This is a genomic window from Marinobacter halodurans (assembly GCF_004327985.1).
Taxonomy (GTDB): domain Bacteria; phylum Pseudomonadota; class Gammaproteobacteria; order Pseudomonadales; family Oleiphilaceae; genus Marinobacter_A; species Marinobacter_A halodurans.
The window spans coordinates 64,363-83,231 of sequence record NZ_SJDL01000007.1 but is presented as its reverse complement, the minus strand read 5'-3'; the positions used below and the strand labels follow the sequence as shown (position 1 = coordinate 83,231).

The following is an 18,869-nucleotide window of genomic DNA, read 5'->3' as shown; positions in this document are numbered from 1 at the left end:
TCCTAGACCGTTCTATCGACCACGAGTGAAACGTCTCCCAGCAGCGCGCCAGCGTCCAGGACGGCCCACTGATCCGTTGTAATGCCTTTGATATAGGGGCTGTGGCCCCGGTTCTCCGTCTGCAACTGGGCCAGCGGCAGCTCGTAGGTTCCCAGGACTCGATCACACTGGAGTCCGAATTCCATCCGTCCGTCGCTGAGCACAATGACCTTCCGGCGCCCTTCTCCGGTCTGGCTCGCCATGCCCAGCACCACATGCAGGTCCAACACCGGCAGCATCCGCCCCCGCAACACGATCAGGCCCGCCACATGGCCAGGGGTACAGGGAATCGGCGTTAACGCCTCCGCGGCAAAGGCCTCCAGCACATAGTCCGGCTCCAGGGCATAGCAGGCCCCCTCGATCTCGAAGGGCAGCAGGGACAGCGTCTCGGCGTTGTCCTCCAGCGACCACGGCCGGGCCAACTCGCGCGCACGCCGCCGAAGCTCCTGCTGGGCTGACTCGGCGGATGGCTCTCCCCCAACAGCCTCGTTCTCCAGCGCCCGCCGTAAGGCGTGCTTTACGGCGTCCCAATCCCATTCCGACCGTTCATTGCTCACTGTCGAATCCTCGTAATGCGGTTTCCACCAGCGTGCGCAGGTCGCCGACGGTGAGGCCTTCGCCCTCCCGTACTGGCTCGTCCGGCGAGGCATCAGCCAGCAGCCGCAGGCAGTTTTTCAGGGACCTCCGCCCTTCGTCATGCCGGCCGAGCCCCTGGCACACCAGGCCGTGCTGGTAATGCGCCAATGCGAGATCCGGAGCCAGGTAGAGCACAAATCCGAGTTGGCGACGGGCGTCTTCCCGCTCGCCTTGCTCCAGTCGCACCGCGGACAACAGCCAATAGGCATCCAGGCAGGTGGGGTCCCGGGCCACAACGTCATCCAACGTCTTTAAGGCGGCACTCAGTTGATGCCGGTCAGCCAACTCCCGCGCTGTCTGCAACATCGCCGCCACTCCCCCGGACTCCGATACCGGCAGAGCCGGACGCGCCGTTTCTGACTGGCGGGAAACCGCTTCCTTCACCGGCGATGGCCCCGTTGACGAAGGCGGGGCAGTCGGTGCGGCGGGAGCAACCGAAACGGCCGTGTCCAGTCGGTCCGCCACCCCATGAACAGGCGGCGCGAGAGTGCCAGGAGCATCCACCGCGCGCAGCAGCAACGCGCCGGGAACGGGCACCGCCGAAAGTCCGGCAGCATCGACCGGCAGACTCTCGACCGCGGCCACCGCCAGCACCCCTTCGCGTGCCAGGTAATCCTTGAGTCGTCGCAGCGCTGCAAGAGCCTGGTCGGGCTGGAAATACATCAGGACATATCGGCACAGGATCAGGTCACACTCCGCCGTTGCCCACTCGCGCTCAAAATCCCCCCGCTCGGACAAGTTAAGGTGGGCAAACTCCACCGACTGTCGGATGTCGTCCTCAATTTGCCAGTACTTCCCGTCAACGGCCCGAAAATAACGGGACCGCCAGGCCGGTTCCACCTGACGGAACGACCAGGCGCCGTACCGCCCGGCTCTTGCCTTGGCCAGGGCCCTTTCGTCAATATCGGTCCCCAGAATCCGCAGGGACCAGTCACCCATGTCTGGCAGCAATTGCCGGAGGAAAATGGCAAGGCTGTAGGTTTCCTCGCCGCTGGAGCAGCCAGCACTCCATATTCGCAATCGCTTATGTCCCTCGGCCCGTCGCCGGGCGATGAGAGGCGTCAGTGCATGACGGATCAGGTGTTCGAAAAACACCTGGTCACGCAGAAAATAGGTTTCGCCCACCGTCAGTGCCGATGCCAACGCCTGCCATTCCCGTTCGACGAGCTGCCCTTCGGCAACGCGGGCGGCGAATGTGGCCGGGCATCCCAGTTCAAGTGCCGATGCGAGGTTGATCAACTGGCGCTCCAGATCGGGCCACCGTTTGACGGGGAAATCCAGCCCCCATCGACGACGCACCGTTCGCTGGCAGGCAGCCAGCAAATCAGGATCCACGCCAACCGGCATGACCTCATGACCCCATCGCATGCTGAAGGATCTCCCGCTCGCGGATATCGAGGAGCCGGCCCAAATCCGGTATGAACAGGATGCCCTCTTCCAGGCTCACGATTCCCTTGAACAGCTCAACATCATCGGGCATCTGGGCCACATCAACGATCTGTTCATCGGGCACCTGCAACACCTCACCCATTCGATCGACCGCCAGCAAAAGATCCTGGGACGCGGCTTCAACCCAGATCAGGCTATCTTCGGGAGCCAGGTTGCGGGGAGGGAGGTTTAACTTCGAACGCAGGTTGACGACGGGGATGGCCTGACCGTGAACATTCACAATGCCCGTAATGCTACTGGGGCCTTCGGGCAGAGGATGAGGCGCGACGGCCCGGAAGGACTGGCGCACACCCTGTAGCTCCAATGCGTAACAGTAGTCATCCAGCCAAAAACTGACCAAATCCATGGGCAACATCTCTTCCGGCTTGAGCAATCCCTTAACCATTAAACCTAGGTGGTCTTTCAACAATTTGCCAATGCCGCTTTCGGCATCATTAAGATGGAGGTCCGTGCGCCGTTCGACATTGCCTTGAATGGCGTGTTGGGCAACCGGCCCGCTGGTGTCCCACTCAAGATGAACTGGCCTGCCGGGTTACTCAGGGCCGGAGAGCGGCTGGCGGGAGGTTGGTACGCCAGGCAGGCATGGGGCCAATGCCCGTTTTAGCGGTGCAGGCCCCCGTCAGGGCCGGACAACCGGTTCAAGCCCTGACGTCGCCGGAGGCGGGGCTGAACCCGGAGCACCGCGGGAAGGGCAGCCCCGGCCACGTCAGGCCTCGTCCGGAATCTCCGGATCCACCAGCAGTGCCAGCAGGCTCAACGATTCCTGCCATCCCTGGTAGCAGAACTCAACCGGGATCACCTCGGGCACGCCGGCCTGTTCGATGGTCAGCTCCGTCCCACACAGCACAGGCTTCAGGTGAATGGTCACCTGCATTTCCCCCGGCAGGTTGGGGTCGTCGAACTGGTCGGTGTGGCGAATCAGTTCGCCGGGTTTGAGTTCCAGGTAACGCACCCGGAAGGCGTGCTTCTTCCCGGTCGTGAAGTTGGTGAAGGCCATGTGGTAGCCGCCGCCCTCACGCGCATCCATCTCGTCGATGTGGCCGGCGAAGCCGTGGGGCGGAAGCCATTTCACCAGGGCATCCGGATCGATAAAGGCACGATAGACGCGGTCGGGACTGCCGCTCAGAACACGATGCAGGCGGATCGTATTACCGGACATAATGAATCTCCTTGTGCTGTTTGAGGATCTCTCCTGACGAGAGCTACCCATTCGTCGAATGGCCGTCCCGGAATTCGACAACGCTTTCAGTCCTCCTGGCGGGACCGCTGCGCGGAGCCACGAGGACAGGGGACCCACCGCACATCGAACCGGTCGGCCTGACGCGGGCCCGTTCAACGGGCCAATATGGCCGATGCCTGCCGGAACAGCTGTTCACCGCCCTGGCGGGGGGACAGGCGCCTGAAAGCGATTTCGTGACCGATGCTCTGGAATGTAATGGCAACCTCGCCGGCATTGGGGGGTGGAAGGTCCGGCAGCGGCCCGATGAACGGATCCAGTCTGTCGATGTAGGCGATCGTCTTCCGGCCGGCCACGTCCAACTGCGGCAGCAGTATCTGGCGCATGGCCGGAGAAGCCGGTATTCCCCGGTCGACACCGAGTATCCTGACAGCCGGCGGCGACATCACCAGGAAGTTGGCCAGTTCGACGGCGATGGCTGGACTGGCCGAACTGGCGCCAACAGAGAGCATCTGGGAAGGCTTGTGGTAATGACCGGGCGCCCCGCCCTCGAAGACAGGAAAAGGGATAAGGTCAAGTGACTGGGCCATCCGTGCCTGGTAGTTGAGGAACATGTTCGAATGGGCATAATCCATCGCTGTATAACCCAGGATCAGAAGCGACGACTGGAAAGAGTGCTTGCTCAACACCTGGATGTCGGCCGGAACGCACCCATTGACGCGGCGTATCCCCGCCCAGTATTCGAACCAGTCCGAGACGTCCGCGGCCGTGAAGGCCAACTGGCCATCGGCATCGTAGAGCGCTTTGCCCTTCTGCCTCAGCCAGTTCTCAAACACCGCCAGCGACCCTGAGGCGTCGGGCGTGGCATAGACGTTGTCGCGCCTGTTTCCCTTGGCAAACGCTTCGCACTTCTGCGCAAACGCCTCCCAGGTGGTCCCGAAACCGGGCGGTTCGACACCGGCATCCGCCCACGCCCCGGTATCCAGGATGGCGGCGGACGAGTTGATACCGAGATTAACGCCGTAGAGATCTCCGTCCACCCGGCAGGCGTCGATATTGTGCGGGCCGAAAGAGGCAATGTTCAGTTGATTCCCCAGATAACGGTCCAGGGGCAGAAGCACGCCATGCCGGGCATAGAGCGCCAGGTATCGATAATCCATCTGAATCAGGTCGGGCGTCTGCGATTTGGCGACCAACGTGACAAAGTGCTGCCAGTAGTCCAGCCACTCCAGATAATCCGTCTCGACCGTCACGCCTGGATGATTTGCCTCGAAAAGCGACACGGCCCGCCGGGTGATGTCCGCCCGCTCGGCACTTCCCCACCAGATAAACCGCAGCGGGATCCCGCCTGCCCGCAATGCCGGGCAACAGCTGAGCCCGACGACACTCGCAGCCATGCTGAGAAACGCGCGCCGGTTTACCTGTTTGGAAGCCATCGGAGTTACTCCTCCCGGTCACCCGTTGCTGCCCGTCACGTTACAACGCTGCGGTCCAGTCCACGATGAGTCGCTGAAGGTCTGCCACGGCCATGGGCCTGGCGATGTAATAACCCTGTATCAGGGAGCAGCCTTCGTCGAAAAGGAACTGCAACTGCTGCTCATTCTCGACCCCTTCTGCCACGGTCTGGATACCCAGTGTGGAGCACAAACCGCATACCGCCTGTACCACCGCCTGGCTGTCCTTTGAGGTCGTGACGTCGTTTATGAAGGAACGATCGATCTTGATTCGGTCGAAACAGAACCTGCGGATGTAACCAAGACTTGAGTAACCGGTGCCGAAGTCATCCATCGCAATATGGACGCCCATTCGACGCAGCGAGTCCAGCAATTCCAGATTTGCCGCCGTATCCTGCATCAGGATACCTTCGGTAATCTCCAGCTCAAGCCGATGGGCCGGCAGTCCCGATAACAGCAGGGCCGACCTCACGTCTGACAGCAGCGCCTTGGCGGACCGGAACTGAACGGGGGAGACGTTGACGGCAACCTGGATCGAATCCGGCCAGCTCATAGCCTCCAGGCAGGCCTGTTCCAGCACCCAGCGCCCGATTTCGGTGATCAGCCCGGAATCCTCCGCCACACTGATGAACTCTTCCGGGGGAATATCCCCCCGCTCTTTGTGGTGCCAGCGGATCAGGGCTTCGAATCCCGCTATCTGGCGACTACCACTCTCAACCTGCGGCTGGTAATAGAGTTCGAGATCTCCCATCTCAACGGCCTTGCGGAGTTCCAGCTCCAGGGTTCGCCGGGCGTGGATCTTGGTGCCCATTTCCGGCTCGAAGAAACAGTAGCGGTTGCGCCCTTCGCCCTTGGCCCGATACATGGCCATATCCGCGCACTTCATAAGCCGATCCGGATCAGTCCCGTCCCGCGGACTGATGGCAATCCCAACCGATATGCCGATGACAATTTCATGGCCGTTGATGTCAAACGGCAAGGCAATCTTTTCAATGATCCGGCCGGATACGCGAATCGCCTCATCGTTGGTCGGGTTATCGGTCAGCAACACGGCAAACTCATCACCGCCCACCCGGGCGACATGGTCCGTATCACGCAGACAGGCCTGCAGCCGCTCCGCAACCGCGACGAGCAGTTGGTCGCCGACCGGGTGGCCCAGCGTGTCGTTGACCGTCTTGAACATATCGAGATCCATGTAGAGCAGGACAACCCCACATGGGCGACGATCCCTGGCCAACAGCTCGCCAAAGGTGTCCCTGAACAGCCGACGGTTAGCCAGGCCGGTCAGCGTATCGTGATAGGCCAGGTGCTCAATCTGCTTCTCCTGCCGACGCCTTTCGGTGATGTCCTCATGCACCGATACCCAGCCACCTTCCGGTGTCCGGGCCGATCGTATGAGAATGGTGCGCTCATTGCGAAAATTGAGCAGGAGCAATGGCCGCTGGAAAATCGATGCCCCCGGGTCTGCGGCCTGGCCGCGCGGGCTGTCACCATCCATCGGCATCGCACCGTTTTCCTGGCAGGTCGCAATCACATCGCTGAGTGCCGTGCCCACCCTCAGGTCACCGGGAGACAGGTCGTAGATGGACATGAACCGACTGTTGCTCACCAGGAGCCGGCTGTCGGCGTCAATCAAGCACAAACCTTGCGGGATACTCTCGATCGCAGCCGACAAACGCTCGTACTGGGTCTGGATCTCCGCCCGGGATTCCGACAGCAGGCGCTTACGGGCATCAGCAAGGTCAGCGATAAGGCTGTTGAATGTCTGGGCCAGCGCGCCGATCTCATCCTTCCTGCGCAGCAGTTGTTCCGGCACCGCATGGGAGAGATCTTCCGAGCCACGCAACTTCATGACAAACGCCTTGAGTCGCTCGATGGGTCGCGTCAACCTTGCCGCCACCATCCAACCGGCAGCCAGCAGCACAAGCGCGATCACGACCGTAACGCTGGAGACCACCCAACGTGCCTCTTCGGTCGTGGAGCGGGTCTCATCAAGGGCGTGCCGGTAACGGCTGCGAGCTTCACTCTCCATTCCCTGCAGCGCCCAGGCCAATGCCATATCGGCCCGGGTAAGGGCCATCCGGGTAATGACGGTGCCGGAATAGAACAGGCTCGTCCGGTTCCATATCTCACGGATTCCGCCCGGTCCCAGTATGGTCCGTGAAAGTGAGTCGATAAGGCCGCGGATCTGCTCGCGCTCCCGGGTGCGACCGTCGTCGTCCAGCAAGGGCCCGACATCCTCGAAAGCCGCACTGAGTCCGCTCACCGCATCGCGTGTCTTCACCACCAGAGCGTCGCCTGCTTTGACCTGCGAGTTCGAATGGGACTGGGCCAGCTCATTTTCGACTTCGGTGAGCCTTGCGGACAGGACCTCAAGAAATGGCAGGATCGCCTGGGTATTCCCACTTGCGCCGGACGGCGGCCGGTAGTCCTGGCGCAAGCGGTTGATGATGCCGCCCAGGCTGGCTATGGCGGCCATGGCCTGGGCCCGTTGGTCCTCAAACGATCGTTGCAGTCCCGCCTGGGTGTCACAGATGTTGGAGAGCGCCCGGAAGGCATCGACCAGCTCGTCCTTGGCCGACGTGACCTTGACCTCATATTCCCGGATACCCACGCTTTGCAGGAAAGCGGTGAGTCTCTCGATGACCTCGAACTCTGTCGACAGGGATCCGTCCGGCAAGACCTGGCGGGCGCCATCGGCGGCTTCGCAGGACAGCAACAGCGCATGGGCCCGGCTCGTCAGCCGGCGCATGGCATCGGAAGCGTCGATTGCATGGGTGAGCAGCGGAAGGTAGGTTTCCGTCGTATCGGTGACGGAGGTCATGACGGTTTTGGTATAGCGAAGGCTGACCCAACTGCCGAAACAGGCAATCAGCACCACGCACAAGGCAGCACCCAACGCCTTGAGACGCAGACGGCCGGCGAGCATCCGCAACCACGGCTTCAATGGCGCTCCCCCTGTCATGCATACACGCTATTATTGCTGCACTTAATTGGTGCTTGTCTGGTTATTCTAGCATGATCCCTATTGCCGAACTCACCCTTTTAGCACTTACAGATTCAACCTAACCTACTATTTTACAACCCGTTTCCCGGCAAAGTCACGCAACTGTCCGTGTTCCGGGGGGCTTGGCGCCCAGCGCCAATGGCCGGCCACAGAAACGCGCACACGGGCGAGAAGCATCACCGCAGCAAACTCGATTGCAGACCGTCCCGCCGTCCAATAGTTCAACGCCGTACCTCAGAGCCGCTCCTGGAGGGCCTCGATAAACCCATACAGGTCCACCACCTTTTCCGACTCCGGGTTGGTGATCTTACCCTTGAGATCGGCGGTGATCACACCATCGGCCACGGTGTCCTTCAGGGCCTTCTTGAGCCGGCCCGCGTAGTCTGTCAGCTCCCGGTTGCCGTCCCGGTGGCCGAGGGTTTCCAGGGCGTTGCCCAGGGCATAGATCAGGGCCGATGGATTGAAATGGGCTTCCTTGCCGCCGCTCTCCCGGTACTTGAGATAGAGATCGTGGGCGGTGCCGTGCGGCGCCTCGAAGAGCATGGCGCCGTCCTTGCTCTCGATGATCGAACTGGCGGTGGCCAGACTGCCCCCGAGGGCGGCGGAAATGTCCGAGAAAATATCCCCGTCCAGGTTCTGTGAGGGGTAGAGGGCATTGCGGGGCGGGTCGGTGATCATCTTGATCAACTGGCGGGACGGCCGCATGATCATGAACGACGGCGGCGGCGTGTCTTCCTTGGCCAGCTCCCGGCGGACTTCGGTGATCACGTTGCTGAAGACCTCGTCGTACTCCATGTATTCCCGCTTCAGGCCGAAATACACCTCCTTGTCCTTGCGCGAGGCATCCCGGAACACCTGACTGACCCAGTCCTTGATGGCCCCGCGGTCGTTGGACATCAGCAGCATGGGGTCGCCCTTCCTGACGTGCCGGGCATGTCGCTCTTCGCCGTCCACGACCACCTTGACGATGCCGTCTTCCCGGGCCGGCGCGTTGAAGCTGCCGTACTGGTCGCCACCGCCGGCGCTCATCCGGGAGATGGAGACATGGGCGTTGCGATCCGGAATGCCGTAGCGCTTGAGTTGATCGACCAGCTTGAACAGCTTGCGCCCGGTGGTGTTGTCCGGCACGCCCCACAACGCCCGCTCCGGCGGATTGGACACCAGCCGTGCCGCCTGGGCATCGATCAGCTCGTAGTGGAACTTGAGGCCGAGGGCTTCCACCCTGTCCCGATACTCGTCTTTATAGACCTCCTCGATGACGGAGCGCATGGCACCGTCGTAACCCGGGATCACCGTGTCCTTCAGGCCCAGGTAGATGTCCCGCTTCTCATCGATGGCATGCTGGAAAAACTGGCGCGACCAGTCCCGGACGTCGGCCATGTCGTTGGTGGCCAGCAGCAGCGGGTCGCCCTTGTTGATCTCGCGGCGGTGCAACTCTTCCGGGTCGCCGCTGCTCCCCACGAACATCAGCTTGATGATGCCGGTGGCGCGGGCCAGTTCGTTGAAGCTGTCCTTGATGCCGCCGTTGTCCATGGTCATCACCTTGATGTCCCGGCCAATCCAGTCGGGCCGGCGCACGCGGAGGTTGCGGAACTGGATGTCCTCCCGGGTGATGTTGCCGCCAATGCCCTTGCGGATGGCCCCGTTCGGCGACTTGGTGGCCAGCGGATCCAGGGCGTCGCCGTCGACATCCGGGTACTTCTTGAGGAGTTCTTCCAGTTGGCTGCGGTTGACGGTAATTCCCGCGTTCTTGATGCCGACGCCGTACTCCCTGATCGCCTCGATGGCTTCGGTCACCGCCTGGCCGTTGGTGGCCAGACGGTTCTCGGCGGAGAGGTCAATCTCCTTGAGCTTGATGTCCAGCCTCGACGTCACGAACGTTTTCAGGAGTGCCTCGAAAGCCACCTGGGCCATCTCGTCACCGTGGAGGATGACCAGCGGCGATTCCACCGGGATCTTGTTGCCCATTGCGTTCTCCTTTCGCGTGTTCTGTGGATCAAAAAAACAGGAAGCGGAATGAATCGGATGGGCGAAACACACCAAGCCTTCCCAGCGCGGAACTTTTCCTGACTATCAATCCTTCCAATCCGGTTTGCGCTTGTCCAGGAACGCGCAGATACCCTCCCGGGCATCGTGGGCCTGTATGTTTTCCGCCATCACGCTGGAGGTGTACGCATAGGCGTCCGACAACGGCATTTCCAGCTGCCGGTAGAACGCCTCCTTGCCGATCCTGAGGGTGTGACCGGATTTGTCGGCAATGGTCCGGGCCATCCGGTATACCGTCTCATCCAGCACCTGTTCATCGACAGCCCGGTTCACCAGGCCGATTTCCTCGGCCCTCGCGGCGCTGATCATCTCCCCGGTCAGCAGCATTTCCATGGCGTGCTTGCGAGAGACGTTCCGGGACAGCGCCACCATCGGTGTGGAGCAGAACAGCCCGATGTTGACGCCGGGCGTCGCGAACCGGGCGGTATCAGCCGCCACGGCCAGGTCGCAGCTGGCCACAAGCTGGCAGCCCGCGGCCGTTGCCACACCGATAATCCTGGCGATCACCGGTTTCGGCAGCGCCACGATCTGCTGCATCACCTTACTGCACTGGTTGAACAGGGCGAGCTGAAAGTCCGGGTGATCAAACTGCTCCCGGATCTCCCGCAGGTCGTGCCCGGCGCAAAAGGTCGGCCCCTGCGCCGCCAGGACGACGACCCGGGTCGCCGCGTCACCGGCAAGCGCGTCCAGTTCGGCAGACAAGGCCTCCAGCATGGCCATCGACAGGCTGTTACGGCGCTGTGGCTGATTCAGGGTGAGCGTCGTAATCCCGTTCTCACAGACTCTGCCGACCAGCGGCTCCCCTTCTGACATCCCGGCTCTCCTCCTTCCGCCAAATACCGGATACGGTGGACCTGCCCGTTCAGTATCGACCAGGTGGCCGGGGCTGTCGAACCCATGCGGCACGCGGAAACCCTCGCGTTTTTTGACACTTCGTATGCCCCGGCGGATGTGTTTTACGCTAAGGTAGCTTTCCCAACATCCCTACAGGAGAACAGTTATGGCGTCCCCATCACTTAAGGAACAGCTGACCAGTGCGGTTAAGGAGGCCATGCGCAACAGGGACAAGGACCGGCTGACGACCCTGCGCATGGCCCAGGCGGCGATCAAGCAGATCGAGATCGATGAACGCCGCGAGCTGGGCGATGACGAGGTGCTGAAAGTACTGGACAAGATGCTGAAGCAGCGCCGCGATGCCGCCAGCCAGTACGACGATGCCGGCCGCGAAGAACTGGCCGACAGGGAACGGGCTGAAATGGTCATCATCGAAGAATTCATGCCGGCCGCCCTCACCGAAGACGAGCTGGACGGTCTCATCCACAAGGCAATCAGCACCACCGACGCCCAGGGCATGCAGGACATGGGCAAGGTCATGAACCAACTGCGCCCACAGGTGCTGGGCCGGGTGGAAATGGGCCACCTGAGCCAGAAGGTCCGGGCGGCACTGGCGGGATAGCAAAGCGGTGAATGGACGCGGGGCCAAGCCGTCACCGGTGACCATCGCCCTGGCGTGTCGAAGGGCGGCTCGGAATCCCGCCCGCAACCAACGCCGACCGCTCAGGGTTAATGCCTATAAAATATATTTGGCATTCCCTGGCACTTCAGCGTAGAGTGCATCGGGTAGAAACGATAGAGCAAAGCCGTTCAGAATAAGACGTTACATTGTCGTAGTCAGTAGTGCACCGTCCTGTTTTTGATTCCGCGTGTTTTTTGTTTCCGCACAACGCCGATCGGGCATCATACCGATGCGCTGAGGGCCATTTAAAATATTGAGTTCAGGATAATTTATTATGTCTACGACTAACGGTACCGTTAAGTTCTTCAACGAAGCAAAAGGCTTTGGCTTTATCACTCGCGAAAGCGGCCCGGACGTTTTCGTTCACTACAGCGCCATTCAGGGCGGCGGTTTCAAGACCCTGGCAGAAGGCCAGGCGGTTGAGTTCACCGTAACCCAGGGCCAGAAAGGCCCGCAGGCGGAAAACGTTGTTGCTATCTGATTAGCACACAACCCGCTTCGAGAAAGGCAGCTTCGGCTGCCTTTTTTTGTGCCCGTAAGTCAACCACCTCCCCGTCGCAATACGCTTACCCGGCCATCATTCAGGGGCGCCTGAGCCAGACCGCCACTCGCGGCGCCGTCGCAACGACGAGAAGCACAATGGGCCAGATATTGCCGCCCTGGAAGGTATAGGCTTCGAACAACTGGGGCCAGGACTTGCCCTGGACGAGGTAGCCAAACCCAAACTCAAACACCAGGGTCAGGCACAGCCAGGTCATACCGATGGCCCAATACCGGGTTAACGGCAGTCGCCCGAACCACGGCAGCACCGCGTAGGCGACCCCGAGAATCAGGCCGGACAACAGGACGCCGCTGAGCACCAGCCCCGCCGGCGCGCCGAACACCGGCATCAGCAGCGCCTCGCGAAGGACGCCATTGCCGATCGCCAACGCCAGGATGCCCAGCCAAACCAGCAGTGTCTTGATCATGAGTGCAGCGGACATATTCCCCTCCTGTTCCGGCGATGCCTGCCGCCGGATCCCGATGATCAAACGCTACTATGCCTGGTTCCGTATCGCCACACGCCATGACTCCAGCCGGACAGCGACTGGCCATCCGGACACCCTCCGACTACATTGAAACAGGCCTGCGCCAATCCGGGACCATTCATGTGAAGAAACCAAAGGAATTCTGGGACAAAGCCGCGCCTCGCTACGCCAGAAGCCCGGTCAGGGATGAACCGACCTATCAACGCAAGTTGGCCGTCACCCAGGGCTACTTCCGACCGGACTGGCAGGTACTGGAGTTCGGCTGTGGTACGGGCAGTACGGCCATCCACCATGCGCCCCATATCCAGCACATCCTGGCGACCGACATCTCCGGCAGGATGCTGGAGATCGCCGAGCAGAAAGCGCGGGACGCCGGCATCACCAATATCCGCTTCCAGCAGGGCACCCTGGATAGCCTCGACCTGGCGGGGGAACGCTTCGATGCCGTACTCGGCCTCAACATCCTGCACCTCCTGGAAGACGTTGAGGCGACCGTCTGCCGGGTCCGGGACGCGCTGAAACCGGGTGGGATCTTCGTGTCCAGTAGCGCTCTGATCGCCGACCTGAAACTCCATTGGCGGCTGCTGATCCCGACCATGCAGCGGCTGGGTCTTGCCCCCACGTAAGCCGATTCAGCAAGGCAGAGCTGCTCGCCATGCTGACCCGCGCCGGCTTCGCCATCGATTACGAGTGGCAGCCGAAGAAGGACTCGGTTTTTATTGTTGCGAAAAAGCCGTGTCGCCGCCAAGCGGGCTTTCGAGGCCATGATGCAGATGGGCAAGATTGACATCGCGGCAATCGAGGCGGCGCATCGGGGCTGACGCTGTTTCCGGCCCCCTCTGGCCTGACAGGGTCTATTCGACTGGCGCAAGCTGAGGGGGCCGGGAGGTCTGGGCCGCGTCTGCCGGCTCCTTCTCCACAGGCATGATCTGGTCTTTCCGGGTCAGGTTACTCATGATCTGCGACAACTCGCCGGTGTGCCGCAAGTGCGTCAGGCCGTTATCGAAGACGCGTTTCAGTTTGGCCCCCCGGGGCGTCTCCCGGGTAAACAGCAGGTGCAGGGACTGTTTGTGCAACGGTTTGTCATCAGCCGTAATTTCCGGCCAGCGCTCTGGAGGATAGAGCTCATGGAGCATGGCAAATCCGACGGCCTTGTCCTGGGGATAGAGCTGAATGCGCCCCTTCATCAGCAGCCGCATGTTGGTCGCATCGCTGGCGACACGCACGATCTGTAGCTCGCCCCGCTTTTCCGCGGTCTCAAAGTCGTTGCCGTAGTAATAGCCGAGCGTGCCCCCAATGATGTAACCACGCAGGTCCTCCACGGATGTCCAGTGAAGGGGCGTGTCGACGCGATGGAACAGAACCTGTTTGCCGGTAATGACCGTATCGCTGCACAGATAGATATCGGCGCGATCCGGTGAGCAGTAGGCCGGCATGAGGACGTCAGCATCCCCCTTGAGGACCTGCTCCTTACTGCGTTTCCACGGCTGGAATATGTATTTGACCTGGTAGCCGGCGTCGTTAAACACACGGCTAATGACTTGGGCCATGGGGCCATGATCGGGCTCCGCCTGGGTGACATAGGGCGGCCAGTCGCCCGTCACCACCGTGACGGTACGCGATTCCGTCGGTACGGGCTGCGCCGCCACACCAACTGACACCACCAGGAACCCTACTCCCGCCAGAATCAGCGTCCAACAGCGCCACATGATCATGTTCCAGGCTCGCCTCACTACAGACCCTCTTCACTCCCTGTGCACGCAAGACTCCCGGCGCGCCTCTATTACCAGTGTAGCAACCTTGGCGGGCAAGCCTGTATTGGGTGAATGGTTCTTCCAGAAAATAAATCGTCCCAATCAGGCCTCGTAATGATCCCCCTTATAAAGACAGCACAGAATGAAGGCTTTGCCCACCTTTTAATGGATGGGGGGGAATCGAAGACTATAAAGCCTGAATATTCGAGTAGATACCGCTGCGGGGTGATTGGAAAAGGCGTAACTGGCCCCCTTTAGTCTGGAGAGCCGCCCTGGTCCGGGCCACCACACGGCTCAAGCGCTGCCACCGGAGCGGTCGGCATCATTGAAACCAGCCTCCCAACTGGCCGCCAACACCGCATCCCGATAGGGGTTCCCCGCCATCTGCCCGCCACGGCGGGCGAATTTACCCGCTCTATAGGCCTGTTCCACCGAGTCCTTCTCGGTTGCCCGGCGCAGGCGGAACCACTGCCCGCGAACCCATACGGCTCCGTCCTGCCCCAGGACGATCAGGCAGGGCACCAATATCACCGTGGTGGCACTGGCAAACAGGACGCCAAAGCCCAGGGATACCGCCATTGGCACCAGGAAGCCGGCCTGGGGGTTGGTCTCGAATGCCAGCGGTGCCACCGCCAGGAAGGTTGTCAACGTCGTCAACAGGATGGGCCGGATACGCTGGGCAAGGGCCAGGGCAATGGCCTGTCGCATTCCGGTACGCTCGAGCCGGAGCTGGTTGATGCGGTCGATCAGCACCAGGTTGTCGTTGATCACGACGCCACTGACGGCGACCATTCCAATCACAGACCACAGGGTCAGATCCAGGCCAAGCAAGGCATGCCCCAGGATCGCGCCCACCATCCCGAACGGAATGGCAGCGACGATCAGCAGCGGTTGCGAGTAGTTTCCGAACATCATGGTCAACACGAAGAACATGGCCAGCAGCGCCAACACGTAGCTGGTTGTCAAATAATTCAGGAACAGGTTGATCGCCACAGGTTTGCCGGCCTGCTGCCAGCGCGCCCCTGGCCAGCGGTGGGCCAACTCCCCCAGCAGGTCATCCTGCAACCGGGCCATGACCCGGCCTGGCGAGGACACCGCAGGGTCGACATACGCGGTTACCGTGGCCGCCGGCTTGCCGTCATAGTGGGGAATGATGGCCGATGTCCTGTGTACCTTCAGCTCCGCCAGCACCTGTAACGGCGCTACGGCGCCCCCCTCCAGATGCACCGGCAGTTGCCCAAGCTGCCACAGACTGCTGCTTTGTTCCTGGGGCAAACGTAATACCACGGGCACATCGTGGTCGCCCTGGGGCAAGCGGTCGATCTGCGTACCCTGGAATGCAGCCTGAACCTGGCGCCCCAGTTCTTCCTCCGTCAGCCCGCCCAACCTGGCGCCCGGCCGGACCTGCAAACCAATTTCGGTGAATCCGGAGCGCATGTTGTTGTCTATCTCGAATACCCCATCCAACTGCCCCAAGGCTGTCTCGAGCTCTCCGGCCATCGTCATCAGCGTGTCGGGATCCGGGTGGTAGAGATTGATGTGGATATCAGGCCGGATCCGGTTGAGGCTGGTATGGAACCGCACGGAGACGACACCCTCCGGCGCCGTGAATACCCGCCGCCAGCGGCGGGCGATGTCGTCCGGTGACAGGTCCCGGTCACCGGGACGCAGTGCCAGCGATACCCGCACACGAAGGTGGGCCGAAGGGTCTCGGGCCGTGGAGTAATTATCCCGGCGCCCCTGCTCGGCAAGGATGGCGGTAATCGGCGAGGCACGCCCTTCGTCACCCAGCGCCTCCTGCAACGTCATCGCGCTCTGTTGCAACGCCCGGGTCGCCTCAAGCATCTGCTGGCTACTGGTTCCCTCGGCGAACCGGAGGTCGGCCATCACCCGGTCTCCCGCCACATTGGAGAACATGGTGACGCCCAGCCAGCCGCTGTGCAGTAGCGATGCGCAGAACAGGAACAGGCCGAAGAACACCAGTGCAATAGGCAAGCGCCAGCGCAACATGGGTGCCACTGCCGCGCCGAGGTAACGGCTCACGGCGGCATCGAACCCGGTGTTCATCCGCTGGCTCCACCCGGATGCCATGCCCGTACGTCGCCGTACCGCGTGATTGAGATGCGAGGGCAGAATCCAGAGCGACTCGACAAGGGAGAGACCAAGCACGGTGATGGCGATGATGGGCACCACCCGCATGAATTCGCCTTCAGGGCCGGGCAGGAACAGCATGGGCACGAAACTCAGGGCCGTGGTGAGTACGGCCACGGCAATGGGCAACGCGACCCGTACCACCCCTATCCTGACTGCGGTGGTCGAATGCCCGTGATGGCGAGCCTCATGCTCAATGCTTTCACCGACAATCACGGCGTCGTCCACCACGATCCCCAGCACCAGGATGAAGGCAAAGAGCGAAATGGTATTGAGCGAGCCGCCGGTGAGCGGGAGGATGATGCAGGCCCCAATCATGGCCACCGGAATACCGGCCCCGACCCAGAACGCCAGGCGCAACCCCAGGAACAGCCCCAACAGCAAGACCAGCAGCACCAGCCCCTGCAGTGCATTGCTCCAGAGCAGCCCGGAGCGATCCCGGTACTGGCGGGCGTCGTCCTGCCAGAGTTGCAGGGAGATGCCAGCCGGCAGTTTCGCCCCATCGACGAAGCGGTGCACCGCCTCGGCCGTGTCCATCACATCCTGGTTGCCAATCCGGTAGACATCCAGGGCGGCGGCCCGGTGGCCATCGAGCCAGGCCGCCATCGCGTCGCGACCAAAGCCGTCCTCCACCCGGCCAATATCACCAAAGCGCAATTCTTCCCCATCGTCAGTCCGTCGGATGACCACGTCGGCATAGGCGTCAGGCGTGGTGACCGCATGCCCGGCGGAGACCAGAGCCTCCCTGTCGCGACCGCGCATCAGCCCACCCGGAATCCGGCCAAGCCCGTTTTCCAGGGCACGGGCAATGCCCGTCAGGGTCAGGTCATGGCGGTACAGGCTGTCCCTGCCTACCGTGAGGCTGATCTCCCGATCCGGCAATCCCTCCAAACGAACATCGGCAATCTCCGGGACCGCGAGAAGCTCGCCACGCAATCGCCAGGCCACCTCATGCAGGACCCTCGGCTCCACGTCACCGACCACCAACAGACGGGCAACCCGGTTGCGGAATACCACCTCCTCGACCTTGGGAACCGTCGCATCCCCGGGCAGGTCAGTCAGCGTCTGGACCCGGGCGGCCATTCGGGAACGCACATCGGAGGAGGACTCGCCCTCCACCACATCCACGGTAATCGAACAGAGCCCCTCCCGGGACTCACTGCGAATATTGGTCACCCCTTCGACCGTTGCCAGCGCCGTTTCCAGGGGATAGCACAAGCGCTGCTCCACCTCCCTGGGGGAAGCTGCGGGGAGCTCGCTCACCACACCAATCCGCTCCAGGGGCACATTGGGCAGGGTCTCCTGGCGGGTCTGGTGCAGGGCCAGCAAGCCGCCGGCCAGGAGGAGTATCGCCAGCAGGTTGGCGACGGCCGGCCGGTCGATGAACAGGGCAATGGAGCGCTCGATCATCGCCTTGATCCCGCAGTGCTCATCGCCACGCCACCGGAGGGATCCTGTAACCGGGTCCGGACTTTCATGCCCTCCGACAGCAGGTCGGTGCCCCGGAGCAGGACCCGCTCGCCAGCGGCCAGTCCCCCGGTGATAAATACCCGGTCACCCTCCTTGTATACCACGCTGACCCGGCGCCGCTGCAACCGACCGGATTCATCGACCACCCAGACCCCCTCGCCCGGGATCATGGCGGAACGGGGCAGCACCACCATATCGTCAAACCGCCGGCCATGGATGCCCGCCTCCACGAATACGCCGGGTTCCAGCGGAACCCTGTGTGCGTCGGGGTGAACCTCCGCGATCAGCCAACTCATCTGGTTGCGGCTTACCCCTCCCTCCCGGCGGGTAATCACCCCCTGCCAGGATCGGACCCGACCGGCAAACCGGCCTTCCAGCGTGACGGGAATCGACAGCGGCTCCTTGCCGGAACCGGGCACTTCCCCGTCGCCATCCAGCAGCACCAACCAGCGATCCCGCAGGGGCAGGCGCACTTCCATGTCACCGGCACTGTACAGTTCACCCAGCACCTCCCCGGCTGCGACGGTCTCACCGACGCTGATGTTCACCTGTTCAAGACGCCCGGAGAACGGCGCTTTCAGTGTTGCCCGGGCAAGGTCCGCCGCCACCCGCTTGACCGCGAGCCGGGCAGCCTCAACCCGGGCCTGGGCCTCCTCCAGTTGGGGTTCATGACGGGCAAAGGCCGTGGCATTCGGCGCAACGTCCCTCCTGGCCATACGGGCCCTGGCCCGGGCCTGCTCCATGTGCAGTCGGGCCGAGCTCAGGTCATGCTTGCGCTGGCTCAACATCAATTCCAGGGGCAAGGTCTCCTGCCGGGCCAGATCCTGCCCCTTCTCAACCCAGCCACCGTTCTCGAAGGCGGGTGACACTTCCACAATTTCCCCTTCCGTCCGGAATGCCAGACGCAACCTTCGCCGGGGCTCGGCAATACCCTGGCTTGCCAGGGTCAGCGCCAAGGTTCGCGGCTGGACTTCCAGCACTTCGAACTCGGGGCTCTTCACCGCCGGCGCCGCCCGTTTCTGTTCCGGTGCAGACTGGTAAACGGCGATAAGCAGGGCTGTCAGCAGCCCCAGGGTCAGTACCGAAACCCGGCCCGGGGTCAGGAGAGGCGTTCTGGACGCAGTCTTGGCCATATCCCCTCC

The 18,869-nt window shown here is 62.1% G+C and carries 15 protein-coding genes and 1 pseudogene; 4 read left to right on the top strand and 12 right to left on the bottom strand.

The window, feature by feature from the left end:
• Positions 1-2: 2 nt before the first annotated feature.
• The 8 genes from EZI54_RS06320 to EZI54_RS06285 form a co-directional block, all read right to left on the bottom strand.
• Positions 3-596, bottom strand: coding sequence for a chemotaxis protein CheW (locus tag EZI54_RS06320; protein WP_165495692.1), 594 nt, complete (start codon positions 594-596; stop codon positions 3-5).
• The gene (locus tag EZI54_RS06315) at positions 586-2,043 is read right to left on the bottom strand and encodes a CheR family methyltransferase (RefSeq protein WP_131480154.1); all 1,458 of its coding nucleotides are present in this window, start codon (positions 2,041-2,043) and stop codon (positions 586-588) included. The genes EZI54_RS06320 and EZI54_RS06315 overlap by 11 nt, the downstream gene beginning before the upstream one ends.
• Positions 2,027-2,530 (bottom strand): chemotaxis protein CheW, encoded by a 504-nt coding sequence (locus EZI54_RS06310; protein WP_131480152.1) that lies wholly within the window; start codon positions 2,528-2,530, stop codon positions 2,027-2,029. The genes EZI54_RS06315 and EZI54_RS06310 overlap by 17 nt, the downstream gene beginning before the upstream one ends.
• A gap of 300 nt (positions 2,531-2,830) precedes the next feature.
• The gene (locus tag EZI54_RS06305) at positions 2,831-3,283 is read right to left on the bottom strand and encodes an SRPBCC family protein (RefSeq protein ID WP_131480150.1); all 453 of its coding nucleotides are present in this window, start codon (positions 3,281-3,283) and stop codon (positions 2,831-2,833) included.
• A 173-nt stretch (positions 3,284-3,456) separates the two neighbouring features.
• Positions 3,457-4,737: an ABC transporter substrate-binding protein gene (locus tag EZI54_RS06300; RefSeq protein ID WP_131480148.1), complete on the bottom strand. Its 1,281-nt coding sequence runs from the start codon at positions 4,735-4,737 to the stop codon at positions 3,457-3,459.
• Between the two features lie 40 nt (positions 4,738-4,777).
• A complete protein-coding gene (locus tag EZI54_RS06295) occupies positions 4,778-7,702 on the bottom strand; it encodes an EAL domain-containing protein (protein WP_165495691.1) in 2,925 nt (974 codons plus the stop codon).
• A gap of 294 nt (positions 7,703-7,996) precedes the next feature.
• Entirely contained in the window at positions 7,997-9,730 is a 1,734-nt protein-coding gene (locus EZI54_RS06290; protein WP_131480144.1) for an isocitrate/isopropylmalate family dehydrogenase, read from the bottom strand.
• Positions 9,731-9,835: 105 nt separating this feature from the next.
• Positions 9,836-10,621 (bottom strand): enoyl-CoA hydratase, encoded by a 786-nt coding sequence (locus EZI54_RS06285; RefSeq protein ID WP_131480142.1) that lies wholly within the window; start codon positions 10,619-10,621, stop codon positions 9,836-9,838.
• Between the two features lie 187 nt (positions 10,622-10,808).
• On the opposite strand from EZI54_RS06285, the gene EZI54_RS06280 reads away from it, so the two are divergent.
• Together EZI54_RS06280 and EZI54_RS06275 are read left to right on the top strand one after the other, a co-directional pair.
• On the top strand, positions 10,809-11,264 hold the full coding sequence (locus EZI54_RS06280; protein WP_131480140.1) for a GatB/YqeY domain-containing protein: 456 nt from the start codon (positions 10,809-10,811) through the stop codon (positions 11,262-11,264).
• 334 nt (positions 11,265-11,598) lie between these two features.
• Complete coding sequence (locus EZI54_RS06275) at positions 11,599-11,805, top strand: cold-shock protein (protein ID WP_131480138.1); 207 nt, start codon at positions 11,599-11,601, stop codon at positions 11,803-11,805.
• Between the two features lie 100 nt (positions 11,806-11,905).
• Here the strand turns inward: EZI54_RS06275 and EZI54_RS06270 are convergent, their stop codons facing one another.
• Positions 11,906-12,307: a hypothetical protein gene (locus tag EZI54_RS06270; protein WP_131480136.1), complete on the bottom strand. Its 402-nt coding sequence runs from the start codon at positions 12,305-12,307 to the stop codon at positions 11,906-11,908.
• Between the two features lie 167 nt (positions 12,308-12,474).
• Here EZI54_RS06270 and EZI54_RS06265 point away from each other — a divergent pair, with 167 nt between their 5' ends.
• A complete protein-coding gene (locus EZI54_RS06265) occupies positions 12,475-12,978 on the top strand; it encodes a class I SAM-dependent methyltransferase (RefSeq protein ID WP_165495686.1) in 504 nt (167 codons plus the stop codon).
• A gap of 108 nt (positions 12,979-13,086) precedes the next feature.
• Positions 13,087-13,173 (top strand): annotated as a pseudogene (locus EZI54_RS06260) (VOC family protein); the annotation flags it as partial.
• A 33-nt stretch (positions 13,174-13,206) separates the two neighbouring features.
• Here the strand turns inward: EZI54_RS06260 and EZI54_RS06255 are convergent.
• The 3 genes from EZI54_RS06255 to EZI54_RS06245 form a co-directional block, all read right to left on the bottom strand.
• Positions 13,207-14,061 (bottom strand): substrate-binding periplasmic protein, encoded by an 855-nt coding sequence (locus tag EZI54_RS06255; protein WP_165495690.1) that lies wholly within the window; start codon positions 14,059-14,061, stop codon positions 13,207-13,209.
• A gap of 339 nt (positions 14,062-14,400) precedes the next feature.
• Positions 14,401-17,667, bottom strand: a complete 3,267-nt coding sequence (locus tag EZI54_RS06250) for an efflux RND transporter permease subunit (RefSeq protein ID WP_131480132.1) — start codon at positions 17,665-17,667, stop codon at positions 14,401-14,403.
• The gene (locus EZI54_RS06245) at positions 17,664-18,860 is read right to left on the bottom strand and encodes an efflux RND transporter periplasmic adaptor subunit (protein ID WP_131480130.1); all 1,197 of its coding nucleotides are present in this window, start codon (positions 18,858-18,860) and stop codon (positions 17,664-17,666) included. Before EZI54_RS06245 ends, EZI54_RS06250 begins: the two co-directional genes overlap by 4 nt.
• Positions 18,861-18,869: the final 9 nt, after the last annotated feature.

What these genes read in the sequence shown, in the direction of transcription:
- EZI54_RS06315 (WP_131480154.1), bottom strand. Translation starts at nt 2,043, where the DNA reads ATGCGATGGGGTCATGAGGTCATGCCGGTTGGCGTGGATCCTGATTTG.
- EZI54_RS06305 (WP_131480150.1), bottom strand. Translation starts at nt 3,283, where the DNA reads ATGTCCGGTAATACGATCCGCCTGCATCGTGTTCTGAGCGGCAGTCCC.
- EZI54_RS06300 (WP_131480148.1), bottom strand. Translation starts at nt 4,737, where the DNA reads ATGGCTTCCAAACAGGTAAACCGGCGCGCGTTTCTCAGCATGGCTGCG.
- EZI54_RS06290 (WP_131480144.1), bottom strand. Translation starts at nt 9,730, where the DNA reads ATGGGCAACAAGATCCCGGTGGAATCGCCGCTGGTCATCCTCCACGGT.
- EZI54_RS06285 (WP_131480142.1), bottom strand. Translation starts at nt 10,621, where the DNA reads ATGTCAGAAGGGGAGCCGCTGGTCGGCAGAGTCTGTGAGAACGGGATT.
- EZI54_RS06280 (WP_131480140.1), top strand. Translation starts at nt 10,809, where the DNA reads ATGGCGTCCCCATCACTTAAGGAACAGCTGACCAGTGCGGTTAAGGAG.
- EZI54_RS06275 (WP_131480138.1), top strand. Translation starts at nt 11,599, where the DNA reads ATGTCTACGACTAACGGTACCGTTAAGTTCTTCAACGAAGCAAAAGGC.
- EZI54_RS06270 (WP_131480136.1), bottom strand. Translation starts at nt 12,307, where the DNA reads ATGTCCGCTGCACTCATGATCAAGACACTGCTGGTTTGGCTGGGCATC.
- EZI54_RS06255 (WP_165495690.1), bottom strand. Translation starts at nt 14,061, where the DNA reads ATGTGGCGCTGTTGGACGCTGATTCTGGCGGGAGTAGGGTTCCTGGTG.
- EZI54_RS06250 (WP_131480132.1), bottom strand. Translation starts at nt 17,667, where the DNA reads ATGATCGAGCGCTCCATTGCCCTGTTCATCGACCGGCCGGCCGTCGCC.
- EZI54_RS06245 (WP_131480130.1), bottom strand. Translation starts at nt 18,860, where the DNA reads ATGGCCAAGACTGCGTCCAGAACGCCTCTCCTGACCCCGGGCCGGGTT.